This is a genomic window from Marinobacter shunpengi, assembly GCF_045449695.1.
Classification (GTDB): Bacteria; Pseudomonadota; Gammaproteobacteria; order Pseudomonadales; family Oleiphilaceae; genus Marinobacter.
On record NZ_JBJJKZ010000020.1, the window covers coordinates 156,242 to 182,074 of the forward strand.

The window sequence follows — 25,833 nt, forward strand, 5'->3', positions numbered from 1 at the left end:
ACAGAGGAATGTCATCTTGACTCAGGAGTCTGATCCAGGAGGTTCTCTCGGCCCGGAAATTCCCTGAACGGAATTTTGCAGGATACATGCCAGGGGTCACCAGACCGCTGTTGTGACTGTTTATTGCCTGATAACGGACCACCTGTGTGGCCCGTTGAGGTGCAGCAATCCACGTTATGACGGCTATCGGTGCATCGATAGGGCGCCAGGAATCAGGAGACGTCGCCACCACCGGCGACCAGGCTGTCATCGATAGCGTCATTGGCGGCTGACTGCTGACCAATGGCGCGAATACGACGATCCAGTGCCAGCCGGCCCTTCTGCTCCAGTTCAAAGGCGCGCATGACTCTGGCATGGGTCCGGGCCTGTGTCTCCAGGGTCGTGGCGTACCGGTTCACCATCATGCGACCCAGGGTAGCGTGCAACCCGCTGTCCGGGCGCAGTTGCTCCAGCACCGCGTGGGTATCTTCGGACAGTCGTGGCATCAGCCCGCCCGGCACCTCCATGGCACCGGGTGCACCGGCCAGGTTATGGGCGATGATCCGTTCCGGGGTATCTGAACCACTGGCGTGGAATTCGCTGGCCCAGTTCATCCACTCCGGTTCCGGCGACCAGTCCGCCATCGAGGTGCCCAGGGTGTCCAGGTGGGCCAGCAACCGCCGGTGGTGACGCCCCGCCTGGGCCAGCTGCCTGCGCAGGGCCGTGACGATGTCGGGTCTGGGCACGTGATCAAGCCAGGAATCGATGATGTCCGCCTCCTCCCGCCGGTACCAGCACTGGAAGCGGAGCCATTCGATCAACTCCGCCCAGGCCAGCGGTTGCCGTCCGTTGATGGTATTGGAGGACCCGATAAGGGCGTCCCGGCGGGCGGTCAGGGTGATGGCCAGGTCGTCGTAGAAAACGGTGGGGTCCTTGGCCGGCCTTGGCCTGAGTGTCGCGGTGTACATGCAGCCTCCTTTGATAACCCCTGGCTGGCGGGGCTTTGGGGGGTAAATGGGTGTTTACAGCGGTTTTGCACGATGCATGCCACGAATTGTTGGCGTTTTGTTATCCGCCTTAAAATGATGAGCATACGGTCAGGTAAGCTGGATGGTTATGGTGCGCGGAGGGGGGCGGTGATCGTTAACGGTGCACCATCGCCTGGCGGCGGCATCATTGACGGGCGTCGGAATCAGGGGCCTGGCCGGTGGATAGCCGTGGCATAGCGATTGCTTAAAAAAACTGATCATATGGTCAGGAAGTTGAAGGAGTATCCATGCCCGGTTTTGCGATCCGTCATGCCGCGATTTTCACGGTCGATCCCCATGACCGGGTCATTCCGGACGGCACCCTGGTGGTGCAGGATGGTGTGATTACCCAGGTGGGGGATGATCGGGAGGTCACGGTGCCCGAAGGCTGTGAGGTTCTCGACGGGCGGGGGCACGCGCTACTGCCCGGGCTGATCGACTGCCACTCCCATTCCAGCCTGATGCGGGGCGTGACCGAGAACATGCCGCTGATGGAGTGGCTGCCCTGGTACCAGTTGGAACACCAGGCCATGACCGAGACCTTTGCCTATCATTCGGCCCGTCTGTGCTACCTGGAGGCCCTGCAGTCCGGCACCACCTGCGTGATGGACATGTTCCGCTACATGGACCGGTGTGCGGATGCCGCCGCCGAGCTGGGCCTGCGGGTGCAACTGGCGCCCTACGTGGCGGACCGTCCCGGCAAGGATTTCTTCTCCACCCGGGAGGAGAACCGCCGTCTGATCCACTCCCACCATGATAGCCAGAACGGCCGCATCCGCGTCTGGATGGGGCTGGAGCACCTGTTCTACTGCACGGAGGATGCCTACCGGGAGGCGGCGCAACTGAGTCGAGAGCACGGGGTGGGCATCCACACCCATTGCAGTGAGCAGAAGGAAGAGGAGCAGGCGGTCACCGCCGAACTGGGCCGCCGCTCCCTGGCCATGCTGGATCATTACGGCATCCTCGGTGAGCGCACCCTGCTGGCCCATTGTGTCTGGCTCAATGACGACGAAATTGCCCGGGTGGCAGACACCGGCACCAGCATTGCCCACTGCCCGGTCAGCAATGCCAAGCTGGCCAGTGGTGTGGCTCCGGTGCCGGAAATGCTGGCCGCCGGCGTGACAGTGGGGCTGGGTACGGACGGCCCGGTGTGCAACAACAGCCTGAGCCTGTTCGAGGAGATGAAGTTTGCCTCGCTGATCCAGAAGGCCACCCGGCTGGATGCCACCGCACTGCCCGCCGACCAGATCCTGCGCATGGCAACCATCAATGGCGCCAGAGCCCTGGGGCTGGCCCACGAGATCGGCTCGCTGGAGGTGGGCAAGAAGGCCGACCTGCTGTTGCTGGATCTGGAGAACGCCAACCTGACCCCGGTGAACATCAATGAGCAGGGCGGCAACCTGCTGTGGAACCTGGTGTTTGCCGCTGGCTCCACCAACGTGGCCGGGGTCTGGGTGGATGGCCGCCGACTGATCGATAACGGCAATGCCACGCTGGTGAACGGCAGCAGGGTTATCGCCGACGCCCAGCAGCAGGGCCTGGCCCTGCACGAGGCCTGCCGCCAGCTTTCCCACACACGAACATCAATGGTTTGATATTGGTGCCCCTGGCCGGGGCGCTGGAATCCCCTGGAGACTATTTATGCTGTCACTTCCCATTATTTCCCTGACCGGTCTGCGTAGCGACGATCCGGCTGAACGACGGGCCACCGCCGCCGAGCTGGGCCAGGCCTGCCGTGAGGTGGGCTTCTTCTACGTTACCGACCATGGCATTCCGGATGAGGTCTGCCAGGGCGCCTTTGACCTGGCAAAGCAGCTGTTTGCGCTACCGGCGGAGGACAAGGAACCCCTGTCCATCAAGCGTTCACCCCACAACCGGGGTTACGTGGCCATGGCGGACGAGAAGCTGAACCCGGAGTCCGGTGCCGACATGAAGGAGGCCTTCAATATTGGTACCGATTTCCCGGCGGATCACCCGGACGTGCTGGCGGGCAAGCCCTTCCGGGGCGTGAACTTCTGGCCGCCCATCAACGGCTGGCGACAGCAGGCCCTGGACTACTTCAATCACTGCCTGGAGCTGGGACGGACCATCCACCGGGGGTTCAGCCTGGACCTGGGGCTGGAGGAGGATTTCTTCGCGGGTCACCTGACCCTGCCCATTGCCACCCTGCGCATGCTGCGGTATCCGCCCAGTGCCGACAAACTCGAGCGCGAGGACGGTGGCGCCGGCACCCACAGCGACTATGGCAATGTCACCATCCTGGCGACGGACGAGGTGGCGGGGCTGGAGGTGCTGAGCCGGCAGGGGGACTGGATCCAGGCACCCCATGTGCCGGGTGCCTTTGTGTGCAATATCGGTGACTGCCTGATGCGCTGGAGCAACGACACCTATGTGTCCACGCCCCACCGGGTGCGGCCGCCGGCGAAGGAGCGATACTCCATCGCCTTTTTCCTGGAAGTGAACCCGGACTCGGTGGTGGACTCGAGGGAAATCATGCCGGACCAGGCACCCAAGTATGAGCCTATTACCTGTGCCGAGTACCTGGCGTCACGGCTGAATGCCACCTACGATCACCGCGAGCCATCATGAGCCGGCGGTTGCCCTCATCACGCTGACGTGGGCAGCCACCACTTTCCAGCCATCGGCGAAACGTACCCAGGTCTGCATCTGGCGACCCTGGTCGTCGGTCTCTCCATCCCGGAACCGGGTGCTGACGGTGGCGAATGAATCACCGAACGTGGTCACCACGGTTCCATGGAGGATCCGCCCCGGGCCTATCGGCTGGCATTGCCGGCGATAGGCCTGGATGGCTTCCGCGCCATAAAGGTTTTCCGCCACGCCAAAGCGCACGGTGAATTCCGAACTCCAGAAATAGCCATCCAGTACCGCCAGGTCGTTGTCGATCAGGGCCTTTTCATAGGTTTCAAAGGCGTGGGTGACGCTGGCGACAGTATCCGGCCGATTGATGGTCAGGTCAGTCATTGTTGGGTCTCCGTCGTTGCCATGCCGGCCATGTACCGGCGCCAGCCGCCGGTGTCGCTGATATCGGTGGCACCGTCCACGCCGCAGGGTTCGCAGATAAAGCCGGTGCACCAGGTGCCGTCTTCCAGCTCGAGCTGACCGATGCCCAGGGGGTGGGGAATGCCGGCGACAAAGGTTCCAAAGCGGTCCTCGGGCATGCGCCATACTTCCACCTCAATGGCGGCGCCACGGTCTTCGGTGCGGATCAGCCCTGGCCGGTAGGGAGGCCCTCCGGCTAACGCATAAAACCGGTATCGTGGGGCGGTGTGGGTGCGTTTCACCAGCACGGCGCCACGATCGGTCAACTGGTGATTGAGCGGGTAACCGGCGAGGTGGGCGCCGCAGACGGCAACCTGCAGCGTGCGCGGCGGTTGCGGTGGCTGCTCATCGGGTAACGGGTCGCTGGTGGCTCCCACCGTATCGGTGACCCGGCGGTGCAGGCGGCCAGCCAGGCCATTGAGAGTGCTATCGCTCCAGGCCGCCCCGAACAGGGTGACGCCCCAGGGCATGCCATTGTCGAGGAAGCCAGCCGGCACTGACACCGCTGAGTAGTCCAGCAGGTTCATGAAGTTGGTAAAAGCGCCCAGACGGGCGTTGAGGGCGACCGGATCGGCCATCATGTCGGCGATGGTGTAAGGCGCCGGGCAGGTGGGGGCAAGGATGGTATCCAGGGTTGCCAGTACGGCATCGGTCCGGCGTTTCAGAGCTGCCAGCCGGTACCTGGCGCTGAAGGTGTCGCCGGCTGTGAACTGGTCGCCTGCGGAGAGGACGTCGCGGACCACCGGGTGGACCTGGTCCGGGGTATTCACCAGATCGTTGACGGCCAGTTGCCGTTCGCTGACCCAGGGGCCGTCGTAGAGCAGTGCCGCAGCCTCCGAGAACGGTGTCAGGTCGATGTCCACGGCAGTCCCGCCAAGGGCTTCCAGGTGTGCGACGGCCGCATCAAACAGGGCCTGTGCCTCCGGGTATTCAACCAGTCCCAACTGATCGGCGGCGGGAACGCCAAAACGGAAGGTCTGACCCATCAGGCGCTTGGGTGGCTGTTGATCCTCCTGCCAGGGATCGGCCGGGTTGTGTCGGTCAGCCAGGGTCAGCACTCGGTCGGCCTGGGCGGCGGTGCGGGCGAAGATTGAGACACAGTCCAGAGTCTGGCAGGCAGGTACCACACCTTCCACGCTCAGTCTGCCCAGGGTGGGCTTGAGGCCGACAATGTGATTCAGGGCAGCGGGTACGCGGCCGGAGCCAGCGGTATCCGTACCCAGGGCGAAACTGGCCATCCCCAGGGCCACGGCGACGGCGGAACCGGCGGAGGAACCACCGGAAATCCAGTCCGGATCAAAGGCGTTACCACAGGGGCCGAAATCAGACCGGGTGCCGTTGAGTCCGGTGGCGAACTGATCCAGGTTGGTCTTGCCCACCGGGATGGCACCGGCGGCCAGCAACTGCTCCACCACGAAGGCGCTGGCGTCCGGTACGATGCGCACGTGCCGGTTGGCGACGGTGGTCGGAATGTCCTTCAGGTGAATGTTGTCCTTGATGGCGAAGGGCACGCCGTACAGGGGCAGGGAATCCGGCGATTCCCCCTCCAGGGCCCGCAGGAAGGGTTCCCGTTCATCGGGGGTGAGGTAGTGGATCCAGAGGTTGCGATCGGTGAACGCTGCCTGATAATCGTCCAACTGGTCCAGTAGCTGGCGGGGTGTCAACTCGCCGCTCCGATACAGGGAGTGCAGATGGTCGATATCGAGCCGTACCGGCGGTGTGAAATCCTTGTTCATAGGGACTCCAGTCGTTGCAGCAGGCTGCCGGAATCGGTGACCGCGCCAAACACGCCACCCTGCATCTGGATCATCTTGATGGCGTGGTCATGGTTGGCCTGGTCGGTGGCGCCGCAGCAGTCTTCCACCAGCACGCACTCGAAGCCCCGGTCATTGGCATCCCGCATGGTGGTATGCACGCAGACATCGGTGGTGATGCCGGTGAGCACGAGGTTCCGTATGCCCCGGGTCTTGAGGATCAGCTCCAGGTCGGTGGCGTAGAAGGAGCCCTTGCCGGGCTTGTCGATGACCGGTTCGCCGGCACGGGGAGCCAGTTCCGGAATGATTTCCCAGCCTGGCTCGCCACGCACCAGGATCCGGCCACAGGGACCGGGGTCGCCGATGCCGGCGCCGATCTGCCGCGAGCGCCAGCGTTTGTTGGCGGGCAGGTCGCTGAGGTCCGGGCGGTGGCCCTCGCGGGTATGGATCACCGGCATGCCCAGGGCCCGGAAGCGTGCCAGCAGTTGGCCAATCGGTTCGATGGGCGCCCGGGTCAGGGACAGGTCATAGCCCATGGTGTCGACATAGCCGCCTTTGCCGCAGAAATCCGTCTGCATATCGATGATCACCAGGGCGGTGTTGAGTTTGTCCAGATTATTGTCCCAGGGCCAGACATAGGGGCGTGAGTTCAGGGTGGAGGTCATGGTGATTTACTCCTGGATCAGTCGTTGGGGGCCGAGGGCGGACAGCAGCTGGTCGGATGTGGCCGTGGCGCCGAACAGTCCGCCCTGCATCTCGGTCATGGTGAAGATCGCATCCCGGTGCCGGGTCTCGGTAGCCGCGGTGCAGTCCCTCAGGATCAGCGTTTCCAGCCCCCGGTCATTGGCATCCCGGATGGTGGTATGCACGCACACGTCGGTGGTCAGGCCCGCGACAATCAGGTGAGTGATGCCCCGCAGCCGCAGGATGTGGTCCAGGTCGGTGGCATAGAAGGCACCCTTGCCGGGTTTGTCGATCACGATTTCGCCGGGCGCGGGGGCCAGCTCCGGGATAATCTCCCAGCCAGGCTCACCACGAACCAGGATTTTGCCCAGGGGGCCTTCGTTGCCAATGCCGGGGCAGACCTGTTCGCTGCGCCACTGCTTGTTGGCGGGCAGGTCCACCAGCTCCGGCCGGTGGCCCTCACGGGTGTGGATCACCAGCGAGTCCGGCAGCGCACGGAACGCTGCCAGTACCCGCTGGATCGGTTCGATCGTCGCCCGGGCCGGGGTCAGGTCGACGCCCTGGGAGTCGATATACCCCCCCGGCGCGCAGAAGTCCTTCTGCATGTCGATGACCACCAGCGCAAGCCTACGGGCTTCCACCGGCGCGATGCAGGGCCAGGCATAGGGCCGTGCATCGGGGACCATGACGGTATCCGGGGTGTTCACTTCAGCCGTCCTTTGACGCCTTCCACCAGGAAGTCCATCTTCTCGGTTTCCTCCAGGGTCATCACCTCGCCCTCGGCCACCAGCACGGTGCCATCCTGGGCAACAACCGGGCCGGCCCAGACGCGGAATTCTTCATCCATGATGGCCTTTTGGCGATCCAGCACGGTCTGCTGGTCTTCCTCGCTCACCGCGCTGCCGAAGTCGCTGAGCTTGGCGGCGCCGGTCAGCAGGTCACCACGCAGGTGCTCGGACTTCCAGGTGCCGTCCCCGGCGGAGTTGACGATGTCCACCATCATCGGCCCCCAGTTCCAGACAGCACCCACCAGCCAGCCTTCCGGCGCGAACTGGCTGGCATCGGCATGGTAGCCCACGGAGTAGACGCCCCGGCGCTCTGCCACCTGCACGTAGTTGATGGGGGAGTCCACGTGACCGGTCAGCACATCGGCACCATCACTGATCAGGGCTTCCGCCGCTTCCGCTTCCTTGGTGGGGTCGGACCAGCTGGAGGTCCAGATCACCGAGGTGGTGACGTCCGGATTGACACTCTGGGCGCCCCGGGTGAAGGCGTTGATGTTACGCAGCACTTGCGGGATCGGGTGGGCGGCGATAAAGCCCAGTTGATTGGTCTCGGTGGTCAGGCCGGCGGCAACACCGGACAGGTACATGGCCTGGTCGATCTCGGCGAAGTAGGTCATCAGGTTGTCGGAGGTCTTGAGGCCGCCGGAGTGGGCGAAATGCACCTCCGGATACTTCTCCGCCACTTTCAGGGCGTGGTCCAGGTAGCCGTAGCTGGTGGGGAAGACCACCTCGACACCGGAGCGCACCATGCGCTCCATGACCCGCTGAACATCGGCGTTCTCCGGGATGTTCTCGAAGTAGACGGTTTCCACGTCGTCCAGATGTTCTTCCAGGTAGAGCCGGCCCTGGTCCTGGGCGTAGTTGTAGCCGTAATCGGTTTTCGGACCGACGTAGATGAAGCCCACCTTGGTCTCGGCGGTAGCCGGGAGGCTTGCGGCGATGATGGATGTGGCGAGCAGGGTGCGGATGGCTTTTTTCATGGTGATTCTCCGTTTGATGGTTGTTTCAGTCAGTTATCGGGCACTCTGGAAGACCACCCTGAGACCGGCCGGCATGCCGCCACCGCTGGCCCGCAGGCCGCGATAGCTGAGCATCAGCACGCTCAGGGGAATCAGATAGGGAAGGGTCGCCAGCAGGTAGGGGGAGATATCGACACCCCAGGACTGCAGTTTCAGGTTGAGGGCTTCGGATGCCCCGAACAGCAACGCGGCCGGCAGGGCGTACCAGGGGTTCCAGCGGGCAACGATCACCAGCCCCACGGCCACCAGCCCGCGGCCGGCGGTCATGCCCTCTACCCAGTTGGCGGTGTAGTCCACGGCCAGCGCGGCACCGGCGAAACCGGACATCAGGCCACCAAAGGCAATGGCGGCGAGCTGGTACGGCACCGGGTTATGGCCCAGGTTGCGGGTAATGTCCTGGGATTCACCGGTTGAGCGCCAGCGCAGGCCCAGCCGGGTGCGGAACAGGAAAATGGAGATGGCCGGGATCGCCAGCAGGGTGATCAGCACGGTGGGGGTGATGGGGCCCAGGAACTGGCCCAGCACCGGTATGTCACTGACGAAGGTCTGGTTCAGGTTGCCGAGGGTGTCGATCTTGTCGCCCACAAAGGGAATGCCGTAGTAAGCGCTGAGCCCTCCACCGAGGATCAGCACCGCCACGCCGCTGGCGATCTGGTTGGCGCCACAGCCGAGCACCAGGGTGGCGTGCACCATCGACAGGGCAATCCCGGCACCACAGGCGGCCAGCACGCCGAGCCAGGGGTCGCCGGTGATGGACGCTACCGCAAAGCCGGTCATCGCCCCCAGCAGCATCTGGCCTTCCACCCCGAGGTTAATGACGCCGCTACGCTGGGTCATGGCCTCACCCAGAACCACCGCCAGTACCGGCGTGGCACTGCGCAGGGCGGCAAACAGCAGGGTGAGGAGTTCAGTGATAAACGATTCCATACAGGTTCCTCTGGATTGCTTTCAGGCGACGGTGCGATCAGGCCTCACGGCGCCTGGCCCACAGGCTGGCCACCGCCAGCACGATGATGAACAGCAGCGCCTGCAGGATGTCGGCGCTGGCCTTTGGGAGCTGGGCATAGAGCTGCAGTGAGTCCGCCGACGCCAGTAGCCCGCCCATCAGCACCGACAGCGGAATGATGCGCAGGAAGTGCTGGCCGGCGAGCCACGCCACCAGGAATCCGGTCATGCCGTAGCCGCTGGCGAGGCCGTCCTGCAGGCGGTTCTGGATCACCGAGGCTTCCGCGATGCCGGCGAGTCCGGCCAGTAGTCCGCCGACAGCCATGACGATCAGCACGTTACGTTCGTAGGAGATGCCGGCAGTGGCGCCCACCCGCGGATTGCTGCGGCTTACCTGAAGCCCCAGGCCCCAGCGACTGCGGGTGACCAGGATGTGCAGCACGATGGCGGCGACCACGCCGAACACCAGGCCCATATGGACCCGGGTATCAAAGAACTGGGGCAGGATGGCGCCTTCCGGGAACTCGATGGTGGCGGGCCAGCCCAGGGAATTGGGGTTCTTCCAGGGGCCATGGACCACGAAGCTGACCAGCAACACCCCGACGTAGTTGAGCAGTAGGGTGGAGATGGTTTCGTTCACCCCGAGGCGGGTCTTGAGGAGCCCGGGGATCATGCCCCACAGAGCGCCGCCCGCCATGGCCCCGGCCAGCATCAATGGCATCAGCAGCCAGCCGGGTTGATCCACCGCCGCCAGTACGGCACCGGTGCCGAACAGGGCGCCGAGGTAGAGCTGTCCCTCACCCCCCACGCTGATCAGGCCGAGACGGGCGGGCAATGCCACTGCCAGAGCTGTCAGCAGGATGGGGGCGGTTTTGACCAGGGTCTCGCTGAATGAATAGCTGTCGCCAAAGGCGCCCATGACCATTTCCTGGAACAGGGGAACTGATTCCCGGCCGTTAATGGCAAAGAACGCCAGCGCTGCCACTACAAAGGTGGCTGTCATCACCAGAACGGCGCCGGCCGGTCCGCCGAGCAGTCGCTGTCCGAACCGCAGTGCAGGTTGGATGGTGCTTGTCATGAGGCGGTCCTCGCGTCGGGTTCAGCGGGTGTGGGGCCGGGAGGCGGCTCAGCGGCGGGCTGATGTTCACCGGTCATGGCTCGACCGATATCCAGGCGGCCGCATTGCTGCGGATCGAACATGCCGGACACCTGGCCGCCCTGCAGCACCGCAATGCGGTGGGCATAGGACATCAGGTCGTCCAGGTCTTCGGAAATCCACAGCACGGCAGCGCCGTCACGGGCCTTGGCGAACAGGGCCTGGTAAATGTCATGGGCGGCGCCGGCGTCCAGCCCCATGGTGGGATAAGCCGCCACGATCAGGTCCGGCTGGCCCTGGAGTTCACGGCCCACCACGAGTTTCTGCAGATTACCGCCCGACAGCTGGCCGGCTTGCAGGGCCGGATTGTCAGGGCGGACCTGGTAACGGTGGATTATGTCCCGGGTGTTCTCTTCCTCCGGTTCCCAGGCGGGAAAGAAGCGAAGCCGGCGGAAATGGGAAAGGGCGACGTTTGTGGTCAGTGACAGGTCGCTGGCCACCGCATTGACAGCCGGTTGCTCAGGGATATAAGCCACCCGGTCTGAGGTCCGGGGCGCGCGGCCCGCCGAATGGAGGGTGGTACCGTCGATAATGACCTCCCCTCGGGTCAGCGGGGTCAGTCCCACCAGGGAGTCGGCCAGCAGGTGCTGGCCATTGCCGGATACACCCGCAATGCCGAGGATCTCGCCGGGACCGATGTCGAGGTTGATGTCTTCGATGGACTGGATGCCGTGTCGCGCCTGCAGATTGCGGATACTGATGCGGGGCGGTTTGCCGGCAAAATCCGCCCTGTTGTTGGTGTCGATGTCGGAGCGCTGGCTGCTGTCGCCCATCATCAGGCTGACCAGTGAGGCTTCGGTGCACGCCTCCCGGGTCAGGGTCTGTACCATCTGGCCAGCCCTCATCACCACCACGCGATGGGCACAGGCCATCACGTCCTGCATCTTGTGGGTAATCAGCACCACGCTGCGACCGGCCTCGGCCAGTTTGCGGATCAGTCCCCAGAGGCGTTCCGCTTCCTGGGGGGGCAGTACCGAGGTGGGTTCATCCAGGATCAGCACCCTGGCGTCCAGGTTCAGTACCTTGACCAGTTCCAGCAGTTGACGCTGGCCGACGGACAGGTCCTGCACCAGGGTGTTCGGGTCCAGCCCCGGTGCGAGCTCCTCCAGATAGGCAAGCACCCGCCGATGGGGGGCTCCCTCGCCAAACAGTCGCCGGAAGGTCCAGAAGGGTGGCCTGGGATAAGCCAGCAGCAGGTTGTCCAGCACAGACAGGGCCGGCACCAGGTTGAACTGCTGGAACACCATGCCGATGCCCAGTGACATGGCTTTCTGGGGGGAGTCGATGCTGGTTTCCTTGCCATTGACGAGGATGCTGCCTTCGTCTGGCGGGTAGAGTCCGAACAGCATCTTCATCAGGGTGCTCTTGCCGGCGCCGTTTTCGCCGAGCAGAGCGATGACTTCACCCTGGCGTATATCCAGGGAGATACCATCATTGGCGGTAACCTCTCCGAACCGCTTGGTGATGTTGTAGAGCTGGATCTCCATGCAAGCAAGCCTTGAGTTGGATTATTTGTTGTATACAACATTGCATGGTTCATGCCACCTGTTCCTGACGCGCATGGGGCCGGGATTGATGAGGGCACTCTTTCTGTTCCTTGCTGATAAACGATCAATGATGCTGTTTTTTGCGACCTTTTATGGTGCAGGAATCTTGCGGATGCATCCCCGTGGTGCGCAGAAGGCGGGCGGAGAGTTATCAGAGTGATTGAAATCCAGCGTTTCTTGATGAATGATGTATGCAACAGAATGGCAGGGAACGAATCATGACCGAATCACCCAGGAAATGGACCACTGACCGCATCTACCAGGACCTGCGTCAGGGCATCATGAATCTCGAGTTGTATCCCGGCAGCCGGGTCACCGAAACCGAACTGGCGCAGCGCTTCGGGGTGAGCCGGACACCGGTGCGGGAGGCCCTGCAACGGTTGGCGGTGGAGGGCTACCTCACCATCCGGCCCAAGCATGGCTGCTATATCCGGCAACTGGACGTGTTTGAACTGGCGGAATACTACGATGTCAGGGTTGGTCTGGAGCTTGAGGGCATTGCCCTGATGGGACAGCGCATTCCCTACCGGGAGGTGGCGCAACTGGCGGAGGACTGGGACCCCGAGCGGCTGGGGTACGGCGTGGAAGGCTCGGAGCAGTTCAAGGATGCGGAAGAGTCGTTCCATATCCGGCTGGCCGGGCTCTGTGGCAACCCGGTGCTGGTCCAGTACCTGCGGGACGTCAACAACCATATCCGCATCGTGCGCCGCCTCGGGCTGCCGGACCGGGACAGCGTGATGAAGACCTATCGGGAGCATCACGAGATCTGCCAGCGGATCCTGGCCAATGACCTGGACGGCGCGACTGCCATGCTGCGGGCCCATATCCTCGAAAGCCAGGCCAAGAGCCGTGAGGTGACCCTGGCCCAGTTGGAAATGCGCCGGCGTGAGCGGGCCATGGAGACTGAGTCCAGCGCCGGCTAACGGTCGTCTGGCACGCTTCCTGCTCATTCGCTTCCGACATTGTCCTATTGAAACAGGAGTGGAAGCGGAATGAGCGGATTAGGTGGTTTGAACAAGTCCCCGAATGGGGTGGTGATCGGACTGGTGCAGTTGCAGCTGCCCGATGTGGCCACGCCGGAACAGCTGAAGGCCCAGACCGGACGTGTGTGTGATCTGGTCGGGAAAGCCCGCCGACAGTCACCGGTCATGGACCTGGTGGTGTTTCCTGAGTACTGCCTGCATGGCCTGTCCATGAACATTGATCCGGCCATTATGTGTGACCGTGATGGCCCGGAAATGGCCGCATTCCGCCAGGCCTGTCGTGAGCATGATATCTGGGGCTGCTTTTCCATCATGGAGCACAACCCCGGAGGCAATCCCTACAACACCGGGGTAATCATCGACAATACGGGTGAGGTGCGCCTGTTCTATCGCAAGTTGCATCCGTGGGTGCCGGTGGAACCCTGGGAGCCCGGCAACCTGGGTATTCCGGTGTGCGACGGCCCCAATGGCAGCCGGCTAGCATTGGCGATTTGCCACGACGGCATGTTCCCGGAAGTGGCCCGGGAGTGCGCCTACAAGGGGGCCAACATCATGCTGCGCACTGCCGGTTACACCCCGCCCATCCGCCATGCCTGGAAGATCACCAACCAGGCCAATGCCTTCTGCAACCTGATGGTCACCGCCAACGTCTGCCTGGCCGGTACCGACGGCACCTTCAACTCCATGGGCGAGGGCATGGTGGTCAACTTCGATGGCGAGCCCATGGTGGAAGGCAGCGGCTTTGCCGATGAGATCATCACCGCGGAAGTGCGCCCCGACCTGGTGGACGAGGCCCGTATCCACTGGGGCGTCGAAAACAACATCTACCAGCTGGGGCACCGGGGATATGTTGCGGTCAAGGGAGGAGCCGGGGATTGCCCGTATACCTTCATGCAGGACATGGTGAAGGGTGAGTACAAGCTGCCCTGGGACAACGACGTCAAGGTGGTGGATGGCCGGGACTTCGGCTTTGAGCCGCCGGTGCGGGAGTACACATCTGATCGGTAACGGCGCGGGTCAGTTTCGGCATGGTTCAGGCTTCCTGTGTGGGCGCGGGGGCCGGTTGAGTGGCGTCACGGTGGATGGCGTAAGGCCCCCAGGCCTGTCTTACCGGCACCATTTCCACCCGGTTGATGTTGATGTGCTCCGGCAGGTTGGCGATATGGGCAATCTGCTCCGCCACGTCCCGGGCAGTAAGGGGTACTGTGCCTTCATAGACGGCCTCTGCGGCTGACCGGTCACCACCATTGCGGACCACCGAGAATTCAGTCTCGGCAATGCCCGGGGCCAGGTCGGTTACCCGCACCCCAGTACCCTGAAGGTCACTGCGCAGGTTGTAGGAAAACTGTTTCACGAAGGCCTTGGTGGCCCCGTAGACATGGCTGCCGGGGTAGGGCCATTCACCGGCGGTGGAGCCGATATTAATGATGGTGGCGCCAGCCCCGGTGCGGATCAGGCTGGGCAGCAGGGTATGGGTGATGTTCACCAGGCCGGTGATATTGGTGTTGATCATGGTGTGGAGGTCCGACAGATCCACCCGTTGCATGGCATCCGGTGCCAGGGCCAGGCCGGCGTTATTGACCAGGGTATGGATGTCCTGGAATGTCGCCGGCAGCGATTCGATGGCATCGCGGACAGCATCCGCATTCTGAACGTCCAGAACGATGGTGTGTACGGGAGCCAGAAAGCTTAGCTCGTCGGCGAGCGCACGCAGTCGTGTCTCGCGCCGTCCACTGATCACGACGGCCCAGCCGTCGCGGGCGAACCGGCGGGCGGTAGCAGCCCCGAAGCCGGACGTGGCGCCAGTGATAAATACGGTCTTGCTCAAGGCGATCTCCTGAAGGTGTTACTGGTGGAACGAAAGGTTTCCGTCATGTGCGTTCTTCGCGGATGAATGGCATACCCAGGGCGCCGGGCTGGCTGCTGGTGTCGCGTTTGCTGGCCGCTACCCAGATCATCACGCCCAGGGTGATGGCGTAGGGCGCCATGAACACGAAGTACTGGGACAGCTTGATGCCGGAGGCCGCCAGTTGAGGAATCAGCGCTTCGATGCAGCCGAACAGTATGGCGCCGGCCAGGGCCTTCCAGGGTGACCAGCGGGCGAAGATCACCAGGGCGACCGCAATCCAGCCGCGACCACCGGTCATATTGGCAATCCACAGCTTGGTGCTGAGTACCGAGATAAAGGCGCCGGCCAGGCCGATCAGGGCGGCGCCCACCACGATGGCAGCGAGCCGGTAGCCCAGCACCGTAATACCGGCTGCATCGGAGGCCTGTGGGTTCTCACCTACTGCCCGCAACCGCAGGCCTGGCGTTGATCGGTACAGTGCCCAGACGGTGACCAGGAAAATGACCGGTGTGAGGTAGACGACGATGTTCTGCACGAAGAACCGGCCCACATAGGGCAGTTCCGACAGCGGCCACAGGGCAATGGCCTGGAGTCCCGGCACTGGCTGGTTGGTCCAGCCCATCAGGGTGCCCACCAGGGTGCTCAGTCCCTGGCAGAAAAACACCAGTACCAGTCCGGAGATAACCTGGTTGATGCGCATGACCAGCACCATCAGGGCGAACAGCAGTGACACCACACTCGCGGTCACCATGGCCATGATCAGGGCGACGGCGTTCTGCTCAAAGGTCAGATAGGCACCAATGCCGGCGACGGCACCGACCAGCATCAGCCCCTCGGCGCCGAGGGCGAGGACGCCGGATTTCTCGGTAATGATCAGCCCCAGGGCGGCAAGGGCGAAGGGCACGGCGAATTCGGGGATGTTGCCGATCCAGCTCGTAATCAGGTCCATGGTCAGTCTCCCAGCTGTACGCGGCGAATGCGGTGACGGATAAAGAAGTCGGATGAGGCCACGCAGATCACCAGCACCGCCTGGATCAGTTGAACCATGGCGAAGGGAATCTGGTAGAACACCTGCAGGCTGCGGCCGGCCACGAACAGGGTGGCGATCAACAGCGCGGCGCAGGTGGCGGCGATAGGGTTATTGCGGGCCAGGAAGGCGATCAGGATGCCGGAGAAACCGTAGCCCACGTAGAAGGAGTGGGTCAGGCGGCCTTCCTGGCCGGCGGCCACCATCAGCCCGGCCAGGCCTGCCAGGGCACCGGAAAAGAGTACTGCCAGCAGAATGGTGCGGGCCACCGGTACGCCCACAGAACGCGCCACCTTGGGACTCTTGTCGACAAAACGCAGATACAGGCCGCCACGGGAGATGCTGACGAACCACAGCACCAGCAGGGCGGTGCCTATCGCGATGGGAATGGACAGGCTCAGGCCATTGGCCAGGTCCGGCAACAGCTCGAAGCTTTCGTATTTGGGAGAGTAGGGGAAGGCATCCTTGGGATCTTTCCACGGCCCATACATCAGGTGCAGCAGGAAGTTGATCGCGATGTAGTTGAGCATCAGCGTCGATACGATCTCGTTTACCTGCAGTTTCAGTCGCAGCAGCACCGGAGCCATCGACCACAACAGGCCGCAAGCCATGGCGGCAATCACCATCAGCGGCAGTCGCATGGCCGGGCTGCCAATCTCCCATAGGGTGATGGCGGTGGCGCCGATGGCACCAAAGATCATCTGGCCTTCCAGGCCCAGGTTCCAGAATTTGGCCCGGAACGCCAGGCAGCCGGCCAGCCCCACCATGATCAGGGGCGATGCCTGGAACAGCACTGATTTCAGGCTCTGGGCGTCGAACAGGGTCAGGAACACGAATTCGTTGAGCAGTTCGCCGGCGGGAACGCCAGCGATGACCAGGATCGCACCGGAAATCAGCAGCCCCAGTACCAGTGAACCGCCGAGGATCAGTGCCTGCCAGGGCCAGGCCATCTGCTGGCGGATTTCCAGGGTGTACCGGCGATTGAGTAGCGGGCGTCGTAGTGCAAGTTCAGACATGATTCACCATGGCTTGTCCAATGGCCTGACGGTCGGCCGGCTGGGGGAATTCGGCCACGATGCGACCGGCGGACATCACCCCGATCCGGTCGGCCATGGCCATGACTTCGTCCAGGTCCTCGCTGATCAGCAGAACGGCAGCGCCGTTGTCCCGGGCGGCCCGCAGGCGCTCCCGGACCGCTTCCGTTGCTTTCACATCGAGCCCCCGGCTGGGGCTGTGGGCGAGCACCAGTCGCGGCGGGCGGCTGAACTCCCGGGCGATCACCAGTTTCTGGGCATTACCGCCGGACAACAGGGCGGCCTTCTGTTTCAGGGAGCGGACCCCCTGGACATCGAACTGGCGCACCGCCTCGGCGGCATCGGTCTCAATGGCCCGGGTCTTGAGGTACCAGAACGGGCCATAGCGACCGGAGTGGATGTCGCCCAGGGCGAAGTTGTCGGTGATGGATAGTGGGCCGGCGAGGGCGGAGCCGTAACGGTCGGCCGGGATTGATGCGATACCCAGGGCTCGGCGCTGGGCGGCGTCCAGATCGGCAAGGTCGCCTTCGCCGATGATTTCCATGTCACCCTGAACCGGCTCCGGTATGCCCATCAGGGCATTGGCGAGCTCGCTCTGGCCGTTACCACCGACACCGGCGATACCATAGATCTCGCCCCGGTTCAGGGTCAGTTCCAGTCCATTGAGGGCCCGGCGACCACCCGTGCTGGTCAGGCCACTGACCCGAAGGTAGGGCTCGCCGGGTGTCCGCTCGGCACTGGCCTGATCGGCGTTGGCGGTGGATTCGCCTACCGTCAGACGGACCAGTTCGTCCACCGCTACCGAATCGGGCTTGAGGCTGGTGACGGTGCGGCCGCCACGCATAATGGTGACCTGATCGGCGTAGCGCAGCACGTCGTTCATCTTGTGGGTGACGAGGATGACGGCGGCGCCCTCCCGGGCAAACCCCTGCACAGTAGTCAGCAGGCGCTCGGCTTCTTCTTCGGTAAGCACGGCGGTGGGCTCATCGAGAATCAGGACCTTGGCGCCCGCCAACAGCACCTTCAGGATCTCCACGCGCTGCTGTTCAGCGATGGAAAGCTGATGAATGGGGGCATCGGGGTCTATATCGAACCCAATGCGGTCGGCCATGGCACGGATGTCGTCAGACACCCGGCGCAGGCGCTCCCGGTACACTCCTCTGGTCTGGATATGGCCCAGGTTGAGGAGAATGTTCTCGGCAACGGTGAATGGTGTCACCAGCTTGAAATGCTGGTGAACCATGCCGATGCCGAGTTTGGCGGCCTCCTTGGGGCCACGGAGCTTGACCGGGTTGTCATCAATGAACAGCGATCCGCCTTCGGGGCCATAGAGGCCGGCCACGATGTTCATCAGGGACGACTTCCCGGCACCGTTTTCCCCCAGCAGAGCGTGTACCTCTCCCCATTTGGCGGTGAAGTCGGCGTCTGCGAGGGCCCTGAAACCATCGAAGGTCTTGCTGACGCCAGTTAGCTGGATCGCGTTCTGTTTACTCATTGCTGCGTGATCACTCCGTCAACGAACCAGTCCATCTGCCAGAGTTCACCGTCGGGGATGGTCTCACCCTCGGCAGCTTTTACATTGCCGTCCTGATCGTTCAGGGGGCCGGCGTAGATGTCCAGCTCACCATTCATCAGCTTTTCGCGGGCAGCCATGATCTGGGCTTCCTCGTCTTCACTGATGTTCGGGCCGCAGCAGGCGATGTCGGTGCCGCCCTCTTCCATGGAAAGCAGGGCGCCGTTTTCCCGGGGTACCCAGTTGCCGGCGATGATCTTATCCAGCTCGGTTTCCAGGAATCGGTCCCAGACCCAGACGGACGAGCAGACGGTGGCTTCCGGGGCAAATTCGCGGAAATCCCGGTGGTGACCAGTGCCGTAAACGCCGTTCTCCTTGGCAACCAGCTGCGGGGTGGGGGTGTCCACGTGCTGGCCGATTACGTCGGCGCCCTGGTCGATCAGGGCCTTGGTGGCTGAGCGTTCCTTGGTGGGATCGTTCCAGGCACCGGTGTACACCACGGTCACGGTGGCGTCCGGATTGATCTCGCGGGCGCCCATGGCGTAGGCGTTAATGGTCCAGTTCACCTGGCCAAACGGGTTGGCGGCGACAAAACCGAGTTTGCCGGTTTCCGACGCCGCACCGGCGGCCATGCCGCAGAGGTACTGACTCTCATAGGTACGTCCGTAGAAGGACAGCAGGTTGGGGCCATTGGTCGTGCCGGACCCGTTCAGGAAGGCCACCTCCGGGTACTCTTCAGACAGCGACTTGAAGGTATCGGAGTAGCCGAAGGCGGTACCGATAATGATATTGGCGCCGCGCTGGATGAAGCGCTCAACGGCCGGTCGGATCGCGGAGGCGGACTCGGGAACGCTTTCCACATACTGGATCTTGATGTCCAGCTTATCCTCCAGGCGCTGTCGGGCCTCTTCGAAGGCCTGGGTCCAGCCGCCATCATTGGTGGGGGAGATGTAGAGCATGGCGACCTTGGGAGGGCCGTCGAGGGTCAGCCCCTCAGCGGCAACGGTGTTTACCAGGCCAAAGAAACTGGCCAGCGCGAAACAGGCACTGAGTACGAGTTTTCTCATTTCGGGTACTTCCTTTGGTTGCGTGGGGCGGGTTTACATCATGTGATTGATGCGGAACACATTGCCTTCCGGGTCCAGGAGCACGGCCTGGTACCAGTTGTAATAGGTGGTGTAGGGTTCCTTCACGAGGGTGGCGCCGGCGGCCACGGCGTCGGGCACAAAGCGGTCCACCTCGTCCTTGCTGTCAACGTCGATGTTGAGCAGGAATTTGCAGCCCTTGGTATCGGCGTGGTCCTCCAGCTTGAGCAGTTCGTAGGCGTCGAGGGCATTGAAGCCGATGCAGGAACGGCCGGTGTCCAGCCCCCGGAAAATCGGGGAACGGATTTCCGGAATGTCCGTGAACCCGAACAGGTTCCGGTAGAAACCACTGAGTGCCTCGATGTCTTCGGCAAACACGTTGACGTAGGACAGGGTGCTCATCTCAGGCCACCTCCTGCTTGCTGCCACCGAAGGTGGTCTGCTTGACGAACTTGGATTTCAGGTGGTCACCGGAGCTGACCGCCGGGTAGAGCGGGGCCTCACCGTCGCCCAGGCAACTGGGCAGGCACTCGATGACGGCGTCGTAGTTGGGCTGGTGGAAAAAGACGATGGACTGGCGCGGATGGGTGGCGCTGGCATCCAGTGGCGGATTGACCACCCGGTGCAGGGTGGAGATCCACTGGTCGTTGGTCCAGCGCATCATCAGGTCGCCGATGTTCACCACAAAACTGTCTTCGACGTAGGGTACGTCCACCCAGTCGCCGTTCTGGTTGCGCACCTGCAGCCCGCCGGGTGAATCATCCGGCTTGACGATGGTGAGGCTGCCATAGTCGCTGTGGGCACCGGCCCGCATCTGTCCCTCTTCGATATTGGTGCCCATGTTGGGGTAGCTGAGGGTCCTCAGCATGCTGATTTCCTTGTCGATCTTGTCGTCGAAGAAGCGCTCGTCCAGCTTCAGTGCCAGGGCGAAGATGCGCATCAGCGAGCGGGCCAGATCGCTCATGGCCTCGAAGTAATCGCAGTAGGCGTCGCGGAAGCCATCGATGTTCTCCGGCCACACATTGGGGGCAAAGTGCGGCCCCGCCGCTGGTCCCAGGTGGTAGTCGTCGTCCGGTACCCCGACCGGGCCGATGGAGAAGGACTCTTTCAGGTCCCCGGGTGCGGCCTCTTCCAGGGAGTAGGACAGGCTCTCTTCGGCAACGGCGCTGTAGCCACGGACCATGTCCGGTCTTGGGCGGTCGGCCTTGCGTTTTTCCGCCATGGGCTGATCGAAGAATTGCCGGCTCAGGTTGTAGACGCGCTCCACCAGCTCTTTGGGGATGCCGTGATGGGTGATGACCAGGAAGCCGATGTCCTGGCAGGCCTGGTCAACCGATTCGGCCACCTGCTGTTTGCCTTCGGGGGAGCCGTCGAAATAGGGGCCAAGATCAATGGTTGGTACATGTTGCAGCTTCATAGCGCATGCCCTCGTGACAGGTCGATGGTTGCGAGAGGCGGGTCAGGCAGCAGCCGGGTTGGGCCCCTACTCGCTTGACGGAGGGCGAAGCAGCAAACGTGCCACTTCCTGTTGTCTTTTTAAAACAACAAGTTAAGAATTCATTGTTTTTTTGTGTGGATCAAATGGTCCAACTTAGAGCGTATGGTTTGAAAGTGGGCACAGATTGAGGGCGGGTTTCAGACGGTGGGAGCAGGATTGAGAGGAGGGCACTGACCCACTTCCGGAAGAGATGTCTCCCGGAGGTGTGTCAGCGTCAGCCATGGGGCGTCAGTTACGCGGCCTCACGCCATCGAGGACAAGCTTCTCCAGGCTGGTCAGTGTTTCCTGGAAAAAATCAGGATCATCCAGTGTCCTGCCGGCCACGGCCTCAACCTGTACCCGAAAGTCGGCATAGTGCTGGGTGGTCGCCCAGAGGGAAAAGATCAGGTGGTAGGGCTCAATGGGGGCCAGCCGGCCCTGGTCGATCCAGGTCCGGATCACGGTAACCTTGTTTTCCACCAGGCCATGGAGCGGTTGCTGCAGCTGGTTCAGCAGTAGCGGTGCCCCCTGCATCACTTCCATGCAGAACAGCCGGGATTCCGCCGGATGATCCCGTGAGAACTCCAGCTTGACCCTTATATAGTCCCTGATCGCGTCGATGGGGTCCTGATCTTCGGTAAAGGCCATCAGTGGCTGCAGCCACAGGTCCAGCAGGTAACTCAGCACACTGGTGTACAGCTCTTCTTTGTTGCTGAAGTAATAGAACAGGTTGGTCTTGGAAACATCGGCCCGGCTCGCGATCTGGTCGATACTCGCGCCGTGCAGGCCGTACTGGGAAAAGGTGGCCAGGGCGGCCTCGAGTATCGCACTCCTCTTCTTTTCGGTGTGGCGCATCCGCCGGTTCAGCGACGCCGCCGTGGGTACACGCTGGCGCTTTCGATTGCTGGCCTTTGCTGGCTCCTTGCCTCGTCTGATGGCGCTCACTGAATCCTCCGCTGGGTAAATGGCCGGCCCATTCTAGCACCGGAACGTCCGCTGGAAAGATATCCGTGGTGATTGCCCTGACCTGCCCCAAAAACGCACGCGCCGCACAAACCAAGTGCTCTAATTCGGACCAATTGGTCTGAAAAAATCAGGGAAAGTTAAGCAATGTACTGAAAATAAAAATAAAAAATTATTCTGGTCAATATTATGCAGCCGACTCGTTGACATCGGTGGGCGGGATCTTCGAGTCCACCTTCATATTGGCAACCCGAGGGGAAACAGATGAACGTCGGAATCTTCATACCCATTGGTAACAACGGCTGGCTGATCTCGCGCAATGCGCCCCAGTACATGCCCACCTTTGAACTGAACAAGGAAATCACCCAGAAAGCCGAGAGCTACGGTTTCGATTTCGCCCTGTCGATGATCAAACTGCGGGGCTTCGGCGGAGAGACCGAATTCTGGGAGCACAACCTGGAGTCCTTCACATTGATGGCTGGCCTGGCTGCGGTGACCAGCAAGATCCAGTTGTTTGCGACGGCCGCCACCCTGACGGTACCGCCGGCAATCGTCGCGCGGATGGCCTCCACCATCGATTCTATCTCTGATGGCCGTTTCGGCATCAACCTGGTGACCGGCTGGCAGAAGCCGGAGTACTCCCAGATGGGGCTCTGGCCGGGGGATGAGTTCTTCGGAACCCGCTATGAGTATCTGGGCGAGTACGCGCAGGTGCTGCGGGAGCTGTGGGCCACCGGCCGCAGTGACTTCAAGGGCGAGCATTTCCAGATGGACGACTGCCGCGTCAGCCCGATCCCCAGGGCGGACATGAAGGTGATCTGTGCCGGTCAGAGTGAGGCCGGCATGGCCTTTACCGCCAGGTACGCCGACTACAACTTCTGCTTCGGCAAGGGCGTGAATACGCCAACCGCCTTTGCGCCGACCGTGGAGCGGCTGGTCAAGGCCACCGCGAACAGCGGTCGCGATGTCAGCTCCGTGGCGCTGTTTATGATCATTGCGGCAGAAACCGATGAAGAGGCCCGGGAGCGCTGGGAGTGGTACAAGGAAGGCGTCGACGAAGAAGCTATTGCCTGGCTGGGTGAGCAGGGCGCGGCGGACAAGACCTCGAAGTCCGACACCAATGTCCGCCAGATGGCGGATCCCACCTCGGCGGTGAATATCAACATGGGCACCCTGGTGGGTTCCTATGAAACCGTAGCCCGCATGCTGGATGAAGTGGCCACGGTGGAAGGCACCAGTGGCGTCATGCTGACCTTCGATGACTTCGTAAAGGGGGTGGAAGACTTCGGCCAGTACATCCAGCCGCTGATGAAGAGCCGTGCCCATGTCAATGAAGCGCTGGAGCCGGCGGTATGAGTATCGCAACGGAACAGTCCGGCTATGCCCTGAACACCGGTTCCGAGCCAGCACTGGAGCTGCCCGGAAAACCGGAGCCGTTACATATGCGGGCCAGTGAGACCGCATTGGTGGTGGTGGACATGCAGAACGCCTATTCCACCATCGGCGGCTACCTCGACCGGGCGGGTTTTGATGTATCAGCCACCGGTCCGGTGATCCGGCAGATCCAGAAGGCCATCGCGACTGCCCGCACCGTGGGTATGCCGGTGATCTTCTTCCAGAACGGCTGGGACCCGGACTATGTCGAAGCAGGCGGACCGGGATCACCCAACTGGTACAAGTCCAATGCCCTGAAGACCATGCGGCGGGAGCCAGCACTGAACGGCAGCCTGCTGGCCAAGGGCACCTGGGACTACGACCTGGTGGATGAGCTGCAGCCGCAGGACGGCGACATTGTCATTCCCAAGCCCCGTTACAGCGGCTTCTTCAACACGCCATTCGACAGCATCCTGCGCAGCCGTGGTATCCGCAACCTGGTGTTCACCGGCATTGCCACCAACGTCTGCGTGGAGTCCACCCTGCGGGACGGCTTCTTCCTGGAGTACTTCGGTGTCGTGCTGGCGGATGCCACCCACCAGGCCGGTCCGGACTACATCCAGCAGGCGGCGCTCTACAACATCGAGACCTTCTTCGGCTGGGTGTCCACCACCGAGGACTTCTGCCGCACCTTCTCACAGGCGGGTAACGCCGCTGAAAGCCAACCATTTCAAACGACTACTGCATAACCCAAGGAGTGCATCATGCCCAAGACTTCCATCATTCCAGAAGGCAGCGGCAAGCCGCTGGCCCCCTACGTACCTGGCTCCATGGCTGATGGCATCGTCTACGTTGCCGGCACCCTGCCGTTCGACAAGGACAACAATGTGGTCCATGTGGGCGATCCCGAGGCCCAGACCCGTCATGTGCTGGAGACCATCAAGGGGGTTGTCGAAACCGCCGGTGGCACCATGGACGATGTCACCTTCAACATGATCATGGTCACCGACTGGGCCCACTATGGGGCGGTCAACAAGGTCTACGCCGAGTACTTCCCCGGCGAAAAGCCGGCCCGCTACTGCATCCAGTGTGGTCTGGTGAAGCCGGACGCCCTGGTGGAAATCGCCAGCATTGCGCATGTGGGGAAGGGATGAGCGACAGCGCACCGACCCTCTACTGGGAGAGCCAGGGTCCCGCCGATGGCGAGACCGTGGTGCTCAGTGCCGGCCTGGGTGGGTCCGGCCAGTACTGGGCGCCTCAGTTGCCGGCATTGAGGGAACGCTATCGGGTTCTGGTGTATGACCATTTCGGCACCGGCCGCAGCAGTGGTGATATACCGGAGTACTACACCGTGGCCGATATGGCCGATGAGCTGGAAGCGATGCTGACCACGGCAGACGCCGGGCGGGTGCATCTGGTGGGCCATGCCCTCGGTGGCCTGATCGGTATCGAGCTGGCGCGACGGGTGCCGGAACGGGTTGGCAGCCTGTTCCTGATCAATGCCTGGGCGTCACCCAATGCCCATACCCGTCGGTGTTTCTCGGTACGGCGGACCCTGCTTGATGAAGTGGGGCCGCCGGCCTACCTGGAAGCCCAGCCCCTGTTCCTGTATCCGCCGGTGTGGATTGCGGAGAACAGCGAGTGGCTGGAGCAGGAGTCCGCCCATGCGCTGGCCAGTTTCCCGCCCCGGGATAACCTGCTGCGCCGCATGGCAGCACTCCAGGCCTGGCAGCCCTCGGCGACCGACCTGGCAAAGGTTCACACCGATGCCATGGTGCTGGGCAGCCGCGACGATGCGCTGGTGCCCTGGAGCTGTTCCCAGGAGCTGGCGCAGCGCCTGCCCAATGCCAGCGTGAGACTGCTGCCCGTCGGTGGTCACGCCGTCAATGTAACCGAACCGGAGCGGGTGAATGCCCTGCTGCTGGCCCATCTCCAGCGACATCGAATGCCCACGCACTCGTTCAAGACACAGGAGGCCCTATGAGCCAGATACTGGATGACCGGACCCTCGGTCAGTTGTTTACCGAGGCCCGTACCCAAAACGGCTGGCAGGACCGGCCAATTAGCGATGACGACCTTCGCCAGCTCTACGACCTGGTGAAGATGGGGCCCACCTCCGCCAACTGCGGTCCGGCCCGATTTGTCTTCGTCCGCACCCTGGAGGGCAAAGAGGCTCTGGAGCCATGCCTGTCCAGCGGCAACCGGGACAAGACCATGAGCGCGCCGGTCACGGTGATCGCGGCCTACGACGAGCAGTTCTACGAAAAGCTACCGGACCTGTTCCCCCACGGTGATGCCCGCAGCTGGTTCACCAGCAGCCCGGAAATGGCTTATGAAACGGCCTTTCGAAACAGTTCCATGCAGGCGGCCTACCTGATCATGGCGGCCCGCTTACTGGGGCTGGATACCGGTCCCATGTCCGGGTTCGATCCGGGCAAAGTCAATGAAGCCTTTTTTGCGGACAGGACCTGGAAGGTCAACCTGTTGATCAACCTCGGTTACGGGGACACCGACAAACTCTATGGCCGGCTGCCGCGTCTGGAATTCGACGACGCCTGTCGCCTGGCCTGA

General features: G+C 62.5%; 27 protein-coding genes. 10 read left to right on the forward strand and 17 right to left on the reverse strand.

The features are described 5' to 3' along the window. Nucleotides 1-212: 212 nt before the first annotated feature. Nucleotides 213-947, reverse strand: coding sequence for a hypothetical protein (locus ACJO2E_RS18105; protein WP_406965714.1), 735 nt, complete (start codon nucleotides 945-947; stop codon nucleotides 213-215). A gap of 308 nt (nucleotides 948-1,255) precedes the next feature. Between ACJO2E_RS18105 and ACJO2E_RS18110 the strand changes: the two genes are divergently transcribed. Then, nucleotides 1,256-2,602, forward strand: a complete 1,347-nt coding sequence (locus ACJO2E_RS18110; protein ID WP_406965716.1) for an amidohydrolase family protein — start codon at nucleotides 1,256-1,258, stop codon at nucleotides 2,600-2,602. A 46-nt stretch (nucleotides 2,603-2,648) separates the two neighbouring features. Then, nucleotides 2,649-3,596, forward strand: coding sequence for an isopenicillin N synthase family dioxygenase (locus tag ACJO2E_RS18115; protein ID WP_406965718.1), 948 nt, complete (start codon nucleotides 2,649-2,651; stop codon nucleotides 3,594-3,596). On the opposite strand, the gene hpxZ is transcribed toward ACJO2E_RS18115, so the two are convergent. From hpxZ to ACJO2E_RS18155, 8 genes are read right to left on the reverse strand one after another with little or no spacing between them, the layout of a single operon-like run. After that, a complete protein-coding gene (hpxZ, locus tag ACJO2E_RS18120; protein ID WP_406965774.1) occupies nucleotides 3,591-3,980 on the reverse strand; it encodes an oxalurate catabolism protein HpxZ in 390 nt (129 codons plus the stop codon). The two genes, ACJO2E_RS18115 and hpxZ, sit on opposite strands and share 6 nt — an antisense overlap. Nucleotides 3,981-3,985: 5 nt before the next feature. Next, nucleotides 3,986-5,803 carry an allophanate hydrolase gene (gene atzF / locus ACJO2E_RS18125; RefSeq protein ID WP_406965720.1) on the reverse strand — a complete coding sequence of 606 codons (1,818 nt, stop codon included), beginning with the start codon at nucleotides 5,801-5,803 and terminating at the stop codon, nucleotides 3,986-3,988. Then, entirely contained in the window at nucleotides 5,800-6,486 is a 687-nt protein-coding gene (gene biuH / locus ACJO2E_RS18130) for a biuret amidohydrolase (protein ID WP_406965721.1), read from the reverse strand. The genes atzF and biuH overlap by 4 nt, the downstream gene beginning before the upstream one ends. Before the next feature lie 6 nt (nucleotides 6,487-6,492). After that, complete coding sequence (locus ACJO2E_RS18135; protein WP_406965775.1) at nucleotides 6,493-7,191, reverse strand: cysteine hydrolase family protein; 699 nt, start codon at nucleotides 7,189-7,191, stop codon at nucleotides 6,493-6,495. 17 nt (nucleotides 7,192-7,208) lie between these two features. After that, nucleotides 7,209-8,270, reverse strand: a complete 1,062-nt coding sequence (locus ACJO2E_RS18140; protein WP_406965722.1) for a BMP family ABC transporter substrate-binding protein — start codon at nucleotides 8,268-8,270, stop codon at nucleotides 7,209-7,211. Between the two features lie 33 nt (nucleotides 8,271-8,303). Next, complete coding sequence (locus ACJO2E_RS18145; RefSeq protein WP_406965723.1) at nucleotides 8,304-9,236, reverse strand: ABC transporter permease; 933 nt, start codon at nucleotides 9,234-9,236, stop codon at nucleotides 8,304-8,306. Between the two features lie 37 nt (nucleotides 9,237-9,273). Next, nucleotides 9,274-10,332, reverse strand: coding sequence for an ABC transporter permease (locus ACJO2E_RS18150; RefSeq protein ID WP_406965724.1), 1,059 nt, complete (start codon nucleotides 10,330-10,332; stop codon nucleotides 9,274-9,276). After that, entirely contained in the window at nucleotides 10,329-11,897 is a 1,569-nt protein-coding gene (locus tag ACJO2E_RS18155) for an ABC transporter ATP-binding protein (RefSeq protein WP_406965725.1), read from the reverse strand. The genes ACJO2E_RS18150 and ACJO2E_RS18155 overlap by 4 nt, the downstream gene beginning before the upstream one ends. Between ACJO2E_RS18155 and ACJO2E_RS18160 the strand changes: the two genes are divergently transcribed. From ACJO2E_RS18160 to ACJO2E_RS18170, 3 genes are all read left to right on the forward strand, one after another. Continuing rightward, nucleotides 11,896-12,117, forward strand: coding sequence for a hypothetical protein (locus ACJO2E_RS18160; protein ID WP_406965726.1), 222 nt, complete (start codon nucleotides 11,896-11,898; stop codon nucleotides 12,115-12,117). The genes ACJO2E_RS18155 and ACJO2E_RS18160 overlap by 2 nt on opposite strands. Nucleotides 12,118-12,175: 58 nt before the next feature. Further along, on the forward strand, nucleotides 12,176-12,880 hold the full coding sequence (locus ACJO2E_RS18165; protein ID WP_406965727.1) for a GntR family transcriptional regulator: 705 nt from the start codon (nucleotides 12,176-12,178) through the stop codon (nucleotides 12,878-12,880). Nucleotides 12,881-12,949: 69 nt separating this feature from the next. Continuing rightward, nucleotides 12,950-13,948 (forward strand): formamidase, encoded by a 999-nt coding sequence (locus tag ACJO2E_RS18170; RefSeq protein ID WP_406965728.1) that lies wholly within the window; start codon nucleotides 12,950-12,952, stop codon nucleotides 13,946-13,948. A gap of 25 nt (nucleotides 13,949-13,973) precedes the next feature. On the opposite strand, the gene ACJO2E_RS18175 is transcribed toward ACJO2E_RS18170, so the two are convergent. From ACJO2E_RS18175 to rutR, 8 genes are all read right to left on the reverse strand, one after another. Beyond that, on the reverse strand, nucleotides 13,974-14,768 hold the full coding sequence (locus ACJO2E_RS18175; RefSeq protein ID WP_406965730.1) for an SDR family NAD(P)-dependent oxidoreductase: 795 nt from the start codon (nucleotides 14,766-14,768) through the stop codon (nucleotides 13,974-13,976). A 43-nt stretch (nucleotides 14,769-14,811) separates the two neighbouring features. Beyond that, complete coding sequence (locus tag ACJO2E_RS18180) at nucleotides 14,812-15,738, reverse strand: ABC transporter permease (protein ID WP_406965731.1); 927 nt, start codon at nucleotides 15,736-15,738, stop codon at nucleotides 14,812-14,814. Between the two features lie 2 nt (nucleotides 15,739-15,740). Next, nucleotides 15,741-16,832, reverse strand: a complete 1,092-nt coding sequence (locus ACJO2E_RS18185) for an ABC transporter permease (protein WP_406965733.1) — start codon at nucleotides 16,830-16,832, stop codon at nucleotides 15,741-15,743. After that, on the reverse strand, nucleotides 16,825-18,345 hold the full coding sequence (locus ACJO2E_RS18190; protein ID WP_406965734.1) for an ABC transporter ATP-binding protein: 1,521 nt from the start codon (nucleotides 18,343-18,345) through the stop codon (nucleotides 16,825-16,827). The genes ACJO2E_RS18185 and ACJO2E_RS18190 overlap by 8 nt, the downstream gene beginning before the upstream one ends. Next, the gene (locus tag ACJO2E_RS18195) at nucleotides 18,342-19,430 is read right to left on the reverse strand and encodes a BMP family ABC transporter substrate-binding protein (protein ID WP_406965735.1); all 1,089 of its coding nucleotides are present in this window, start codon (nucleotides 19,428-19,430) and stop codon (nucleotides 18,342-18,344) included. Before ACJO2E_RS18195 ends, ACJO2E_RS18190 begins: the two co-directional genes overlap by 4 nt. 33 nt (nucleotides 19,431-19,463) lie before the next feature. Continuing rightward, nucleotides 19,464-19,850 carry a VOC family protein gene (locus ACJO2E_RS18200; protein ID WP_406965736.1) on the reverse strand — a complete coding sequence of 129 codons (387 nt, stop codon included), beginning with the start codon at nucleotides 19,848-19,850 and terminating at the stop codon, nucleotides 19,464-19,466. Between the two features lies 1 nt (nucleotide 19,851). After that, nucleotides 19,852-20,865 carry an isopenicillin N synthase family dioxygenase gene (locus tag ACJO2E_RS18205; protein WP_406965737.1) on the reverse strand — a complete coding sequence of 338 codons (1,014 nt, stop codon included), beginning with the start codon at nucleotides 20,863-20,865 and terminating at the stop codon, nucleotides 19,852-19,854. Nucleotides 20,866-21,174: 309 nt separating this feature from the next. After that, nucleotides 21,175-21,780 (reverse strand): HTH-type transcriptional regulator RutR, encoded by a 606-nt coding sequence (gene rutR, locus ACJO2E_RS18210; protein ID WP_406965777.1) that lies wholly within the window; start codon nucleotides 21,778-21,780, stop codon nucleotides 21,175-21,177. Nucleotides 21,781-22,152: 372 nt separating this feature from the next. Between rutR and rutA the strand changes: the two genes are divergently transcribed. From rutA to ACJO2E_RS18235, 5 genes are read left to right on the forward strand one after another with little or no spacing between them, the layout of a single operon-like run. Further along, complete coding sequence (gene rutA / locus ACJO2E_RS18215) at nucleotides 22,153-23,244, forward strand: pyrimidine utilization protein A (protein ID WP_406965738.1); 1,092 nt, start codon at nucleotides 22,153-22,155, stop codon at nucleotides 23,242-23,244. Next, nucleotides 23,241-24,011, forward strand: coding sequence for a pyrimidine utilization protein B (rutB, locus tag ACJO2E_RS18220; RefSeq protein ID WP_406965740.1), 771 nt, complete (start codon nucleotides 23,241-23,243; stop codon nucleotides 24,009-24,011). The genes rutA and rutB overlap by 4 nt, the downstream gene beginning before the upstream one ends. A 15-nt stretch (nucleotides 24,012-24,026) precedes the next feature. Continuing rightward, the gene (gene rutC / locus ACJO2E_RS18225; RefSeq protein ID WP_328187297.1) at nucleotides 24,027-24,416 is read left to right on the forward strand and encodes a pyrimidine utilization protein C; all 390 of its coding nucleotides are present in this window, start codon (nucleotides 24,027-24,029) and stop codon (nucleotides 24,414-24,416) included. Next, nucleotides 24,413-25,246: a pyrimidine utilization protein D gene (rutD, locus tag ACJO2E_RS18230; protein ID WP_406965742.1), complete on the forward strand. Its 834-nt coding sequence runs from the start codon at nucleotides 24,413-24,415 to the stop codon at nucleotides 25,244-25,246. Before rutC ends, rutD begins: the two co-directional genes overlap by 4 nt. Further along, the gene (locus ACJO2E_RS18235) at nucleotides 25,243-25,833 is read left to right on the forward strand and encodes a malonic semialdehyde reductase (RefSeq protein WP_406965743.1); all 591 of its coding nucleotides are present in this window, start codon (nucleotides 25,243-25,245) and stop codon (nucleotides 25,831-25,833) included. The genes rutD and ACJO2E_RS18235 overlap by 4 nt, the downstream gene beginning before the upstream one ends.

Bases quoted from the DNA above. Each gene is read 5' to 3' on its own strand.
- ACJO2E_RS18105 (WP_406965714.1), bottom strand. From the start codon at position 947: ATGTACACCGCGACACTCAGGCCAAGGCCGGCCAAGGACCCCACCGTT.
- ACJO2E_RS18110 (WP_406965716.1), top strand. From the start codon at position 1,256: ATGCCCGGTTTTGCGATCCGTCATGCCGCGATTTTCACGGTCGATCCC.
- ACJO2E_RS18115 (WP_406965718.1), top strand. From the start codon at position 2,649: ATGCTGTCACTTCCCATTATTTCCCTGACCGGTCTGCGTAGCGACGAT.
- atzF (WP_406965720.1), bottom strand. From the start codon at position 5,803: ATGAACAAGGATTTCACACCGCCGGTACGGCTCGATATCGACCATCTG.
- biuH (WP_406965721.1), bottom strand. From the start codon at position 6,486: ATGACCTCCACCCTGAACTCACGCCCCTATGTCTGGCCCTGGGACAAT.
- ACJO2E_RS18135 (WP_406965775.1), bottom strand. From the start codon at position 7,191: ATGGTCCCCGATGCACGGCCCTATGCCTGGCCCTGCATCGCGCCGGTG.
- ACJO2E_RS18140 (WP_406965722.1), bottom strand. From the start codon at position 8,270: ATGAAAAAAGCCATCCGCACCCTGCTCGCCACATCCATCATCGCCGCA.
- ACJO2E_RS18145 (WP_406965723.1), bottom strand. From the start codon at position 9,236: ATGGAATCGTTTATCACTGAACTCCTCACCCTGCTGTTTGCCGCCCTG.
- ACJO2E_RS18150 (WP_406965724.1), bottom strand. From the start codon at position 10,332: ATGACAAGCACCATCCAACCTGCACTGCGGTTCGGACAGCGACTGCTC.
- ACJO2E_RS18160 (WP_406965726.1), top strand. From the start codon at position 11,896: ATGCAAGCAAGCCTTGAGTTGGATTATTTGTTGTATACAACATTGCAT.
- ACJO2E_RS18155 (WP_406965725.1), bottom strand. From the start codon at position 11,897: ATGGAGATCCAGCTCTACAACATCACCAAGCGGTTCGGAGAGGTTACC.
- ACJO2E_RS18165 (WP_406965727.1), top strand. From the start codon at position 12,176: ATGACCGAATCACCCAGGAAATGGACCACTGACCGCATCTACCAGGAC.
- ACJO2E_RS18170 (WP_406965728.1), top strand. From the start codon at position 12,950: ATGAGCGGATTAGGTGGTTTGAACAAGTCCCCGAATGGGGTGGTGATC.
- ACJO2E_RS18180 (WP_406965731.1), bottom strand. From the start codon at position 15,738: ATGGACCTGATTACGAGCTGGATCGGCAACATCCCCGAATTCGCCGTG.
- ACJO2E_RS18185 (WP_406965733.1), bottom strand. From the start codon at position 16,832: ATGTCTGAACTTGCACTACGACGCCCGCTACTCAATCGCCGGTACACC.
- ACJO2E_RS18190 (WP_406965734.1), bottom strand. From the start codon at position 18,345: ATGAGTAAACAGAACGCGATCCAGCTAACTGGCGTCAGCAAGACCTTC.
- ACJO2E_RS18195 (WP_406965735.1), bottom strand. From the start codon at position 19,430: ATGAGAAAACTCGTACTCAGTGCCTGTTTCGCGCTGGCCAGTTTCTTT.
- ACJO2E_RS18200 (WP_406965736.1), bottom strand. From the start codon at position 19,850: ATGAGCACCCTGTCCTACGTCAACGTGTTTGCCGAAGACATCGAGGCA.
- ACJO2E_RS18205 (WP_406965737.1), bottom strand. From the start codon at position 20,865: ATGAAGCTGCAACATGTACCAACCATTGATCTTGGCCCCTATTTCGAC.
- rutR (WP_406965777.1), bottom strand. From the start codon at position 21,780: ATGCGCCACACCGAAAAGAAGAGGAGTGCGATACTCGAGGCCGCCCTG.
- rutA (WP_406965738.1), top strand. From the start codon at position 22,153: ATGAACGTCGGAATCTTCATACCCATTGGTAACAACGGCTGGCTGATC.
- rutB (WP_406965740.1), top strand. From the start codon at position 23,241: ATGAGTATCGCAACGGAACAGTCCGGCTATGCCCTGAACACCGGTTCC.
- rutC (WP_328187297.1), top strand. From the start codon at position 24,027: ATGCCCAAGACTTCCATCATTCCAGAAGGCAGCGGCAAGCCGCTGGCC.
- rutD (WP_406965742.1), top strand. From the start codon at position 24,413: ATGAGCGACAGCGCACCGACCCTCTACTGGGAGAGCCAGGGTCCCGCC.
- ACJO2E_RS18235 (WP_406965743.1), top strand. From the start codon at position 25,243: ATGAGCCAGATACTGGATGACCGGACCCTCGGTCAGTTGTTTACCGAG.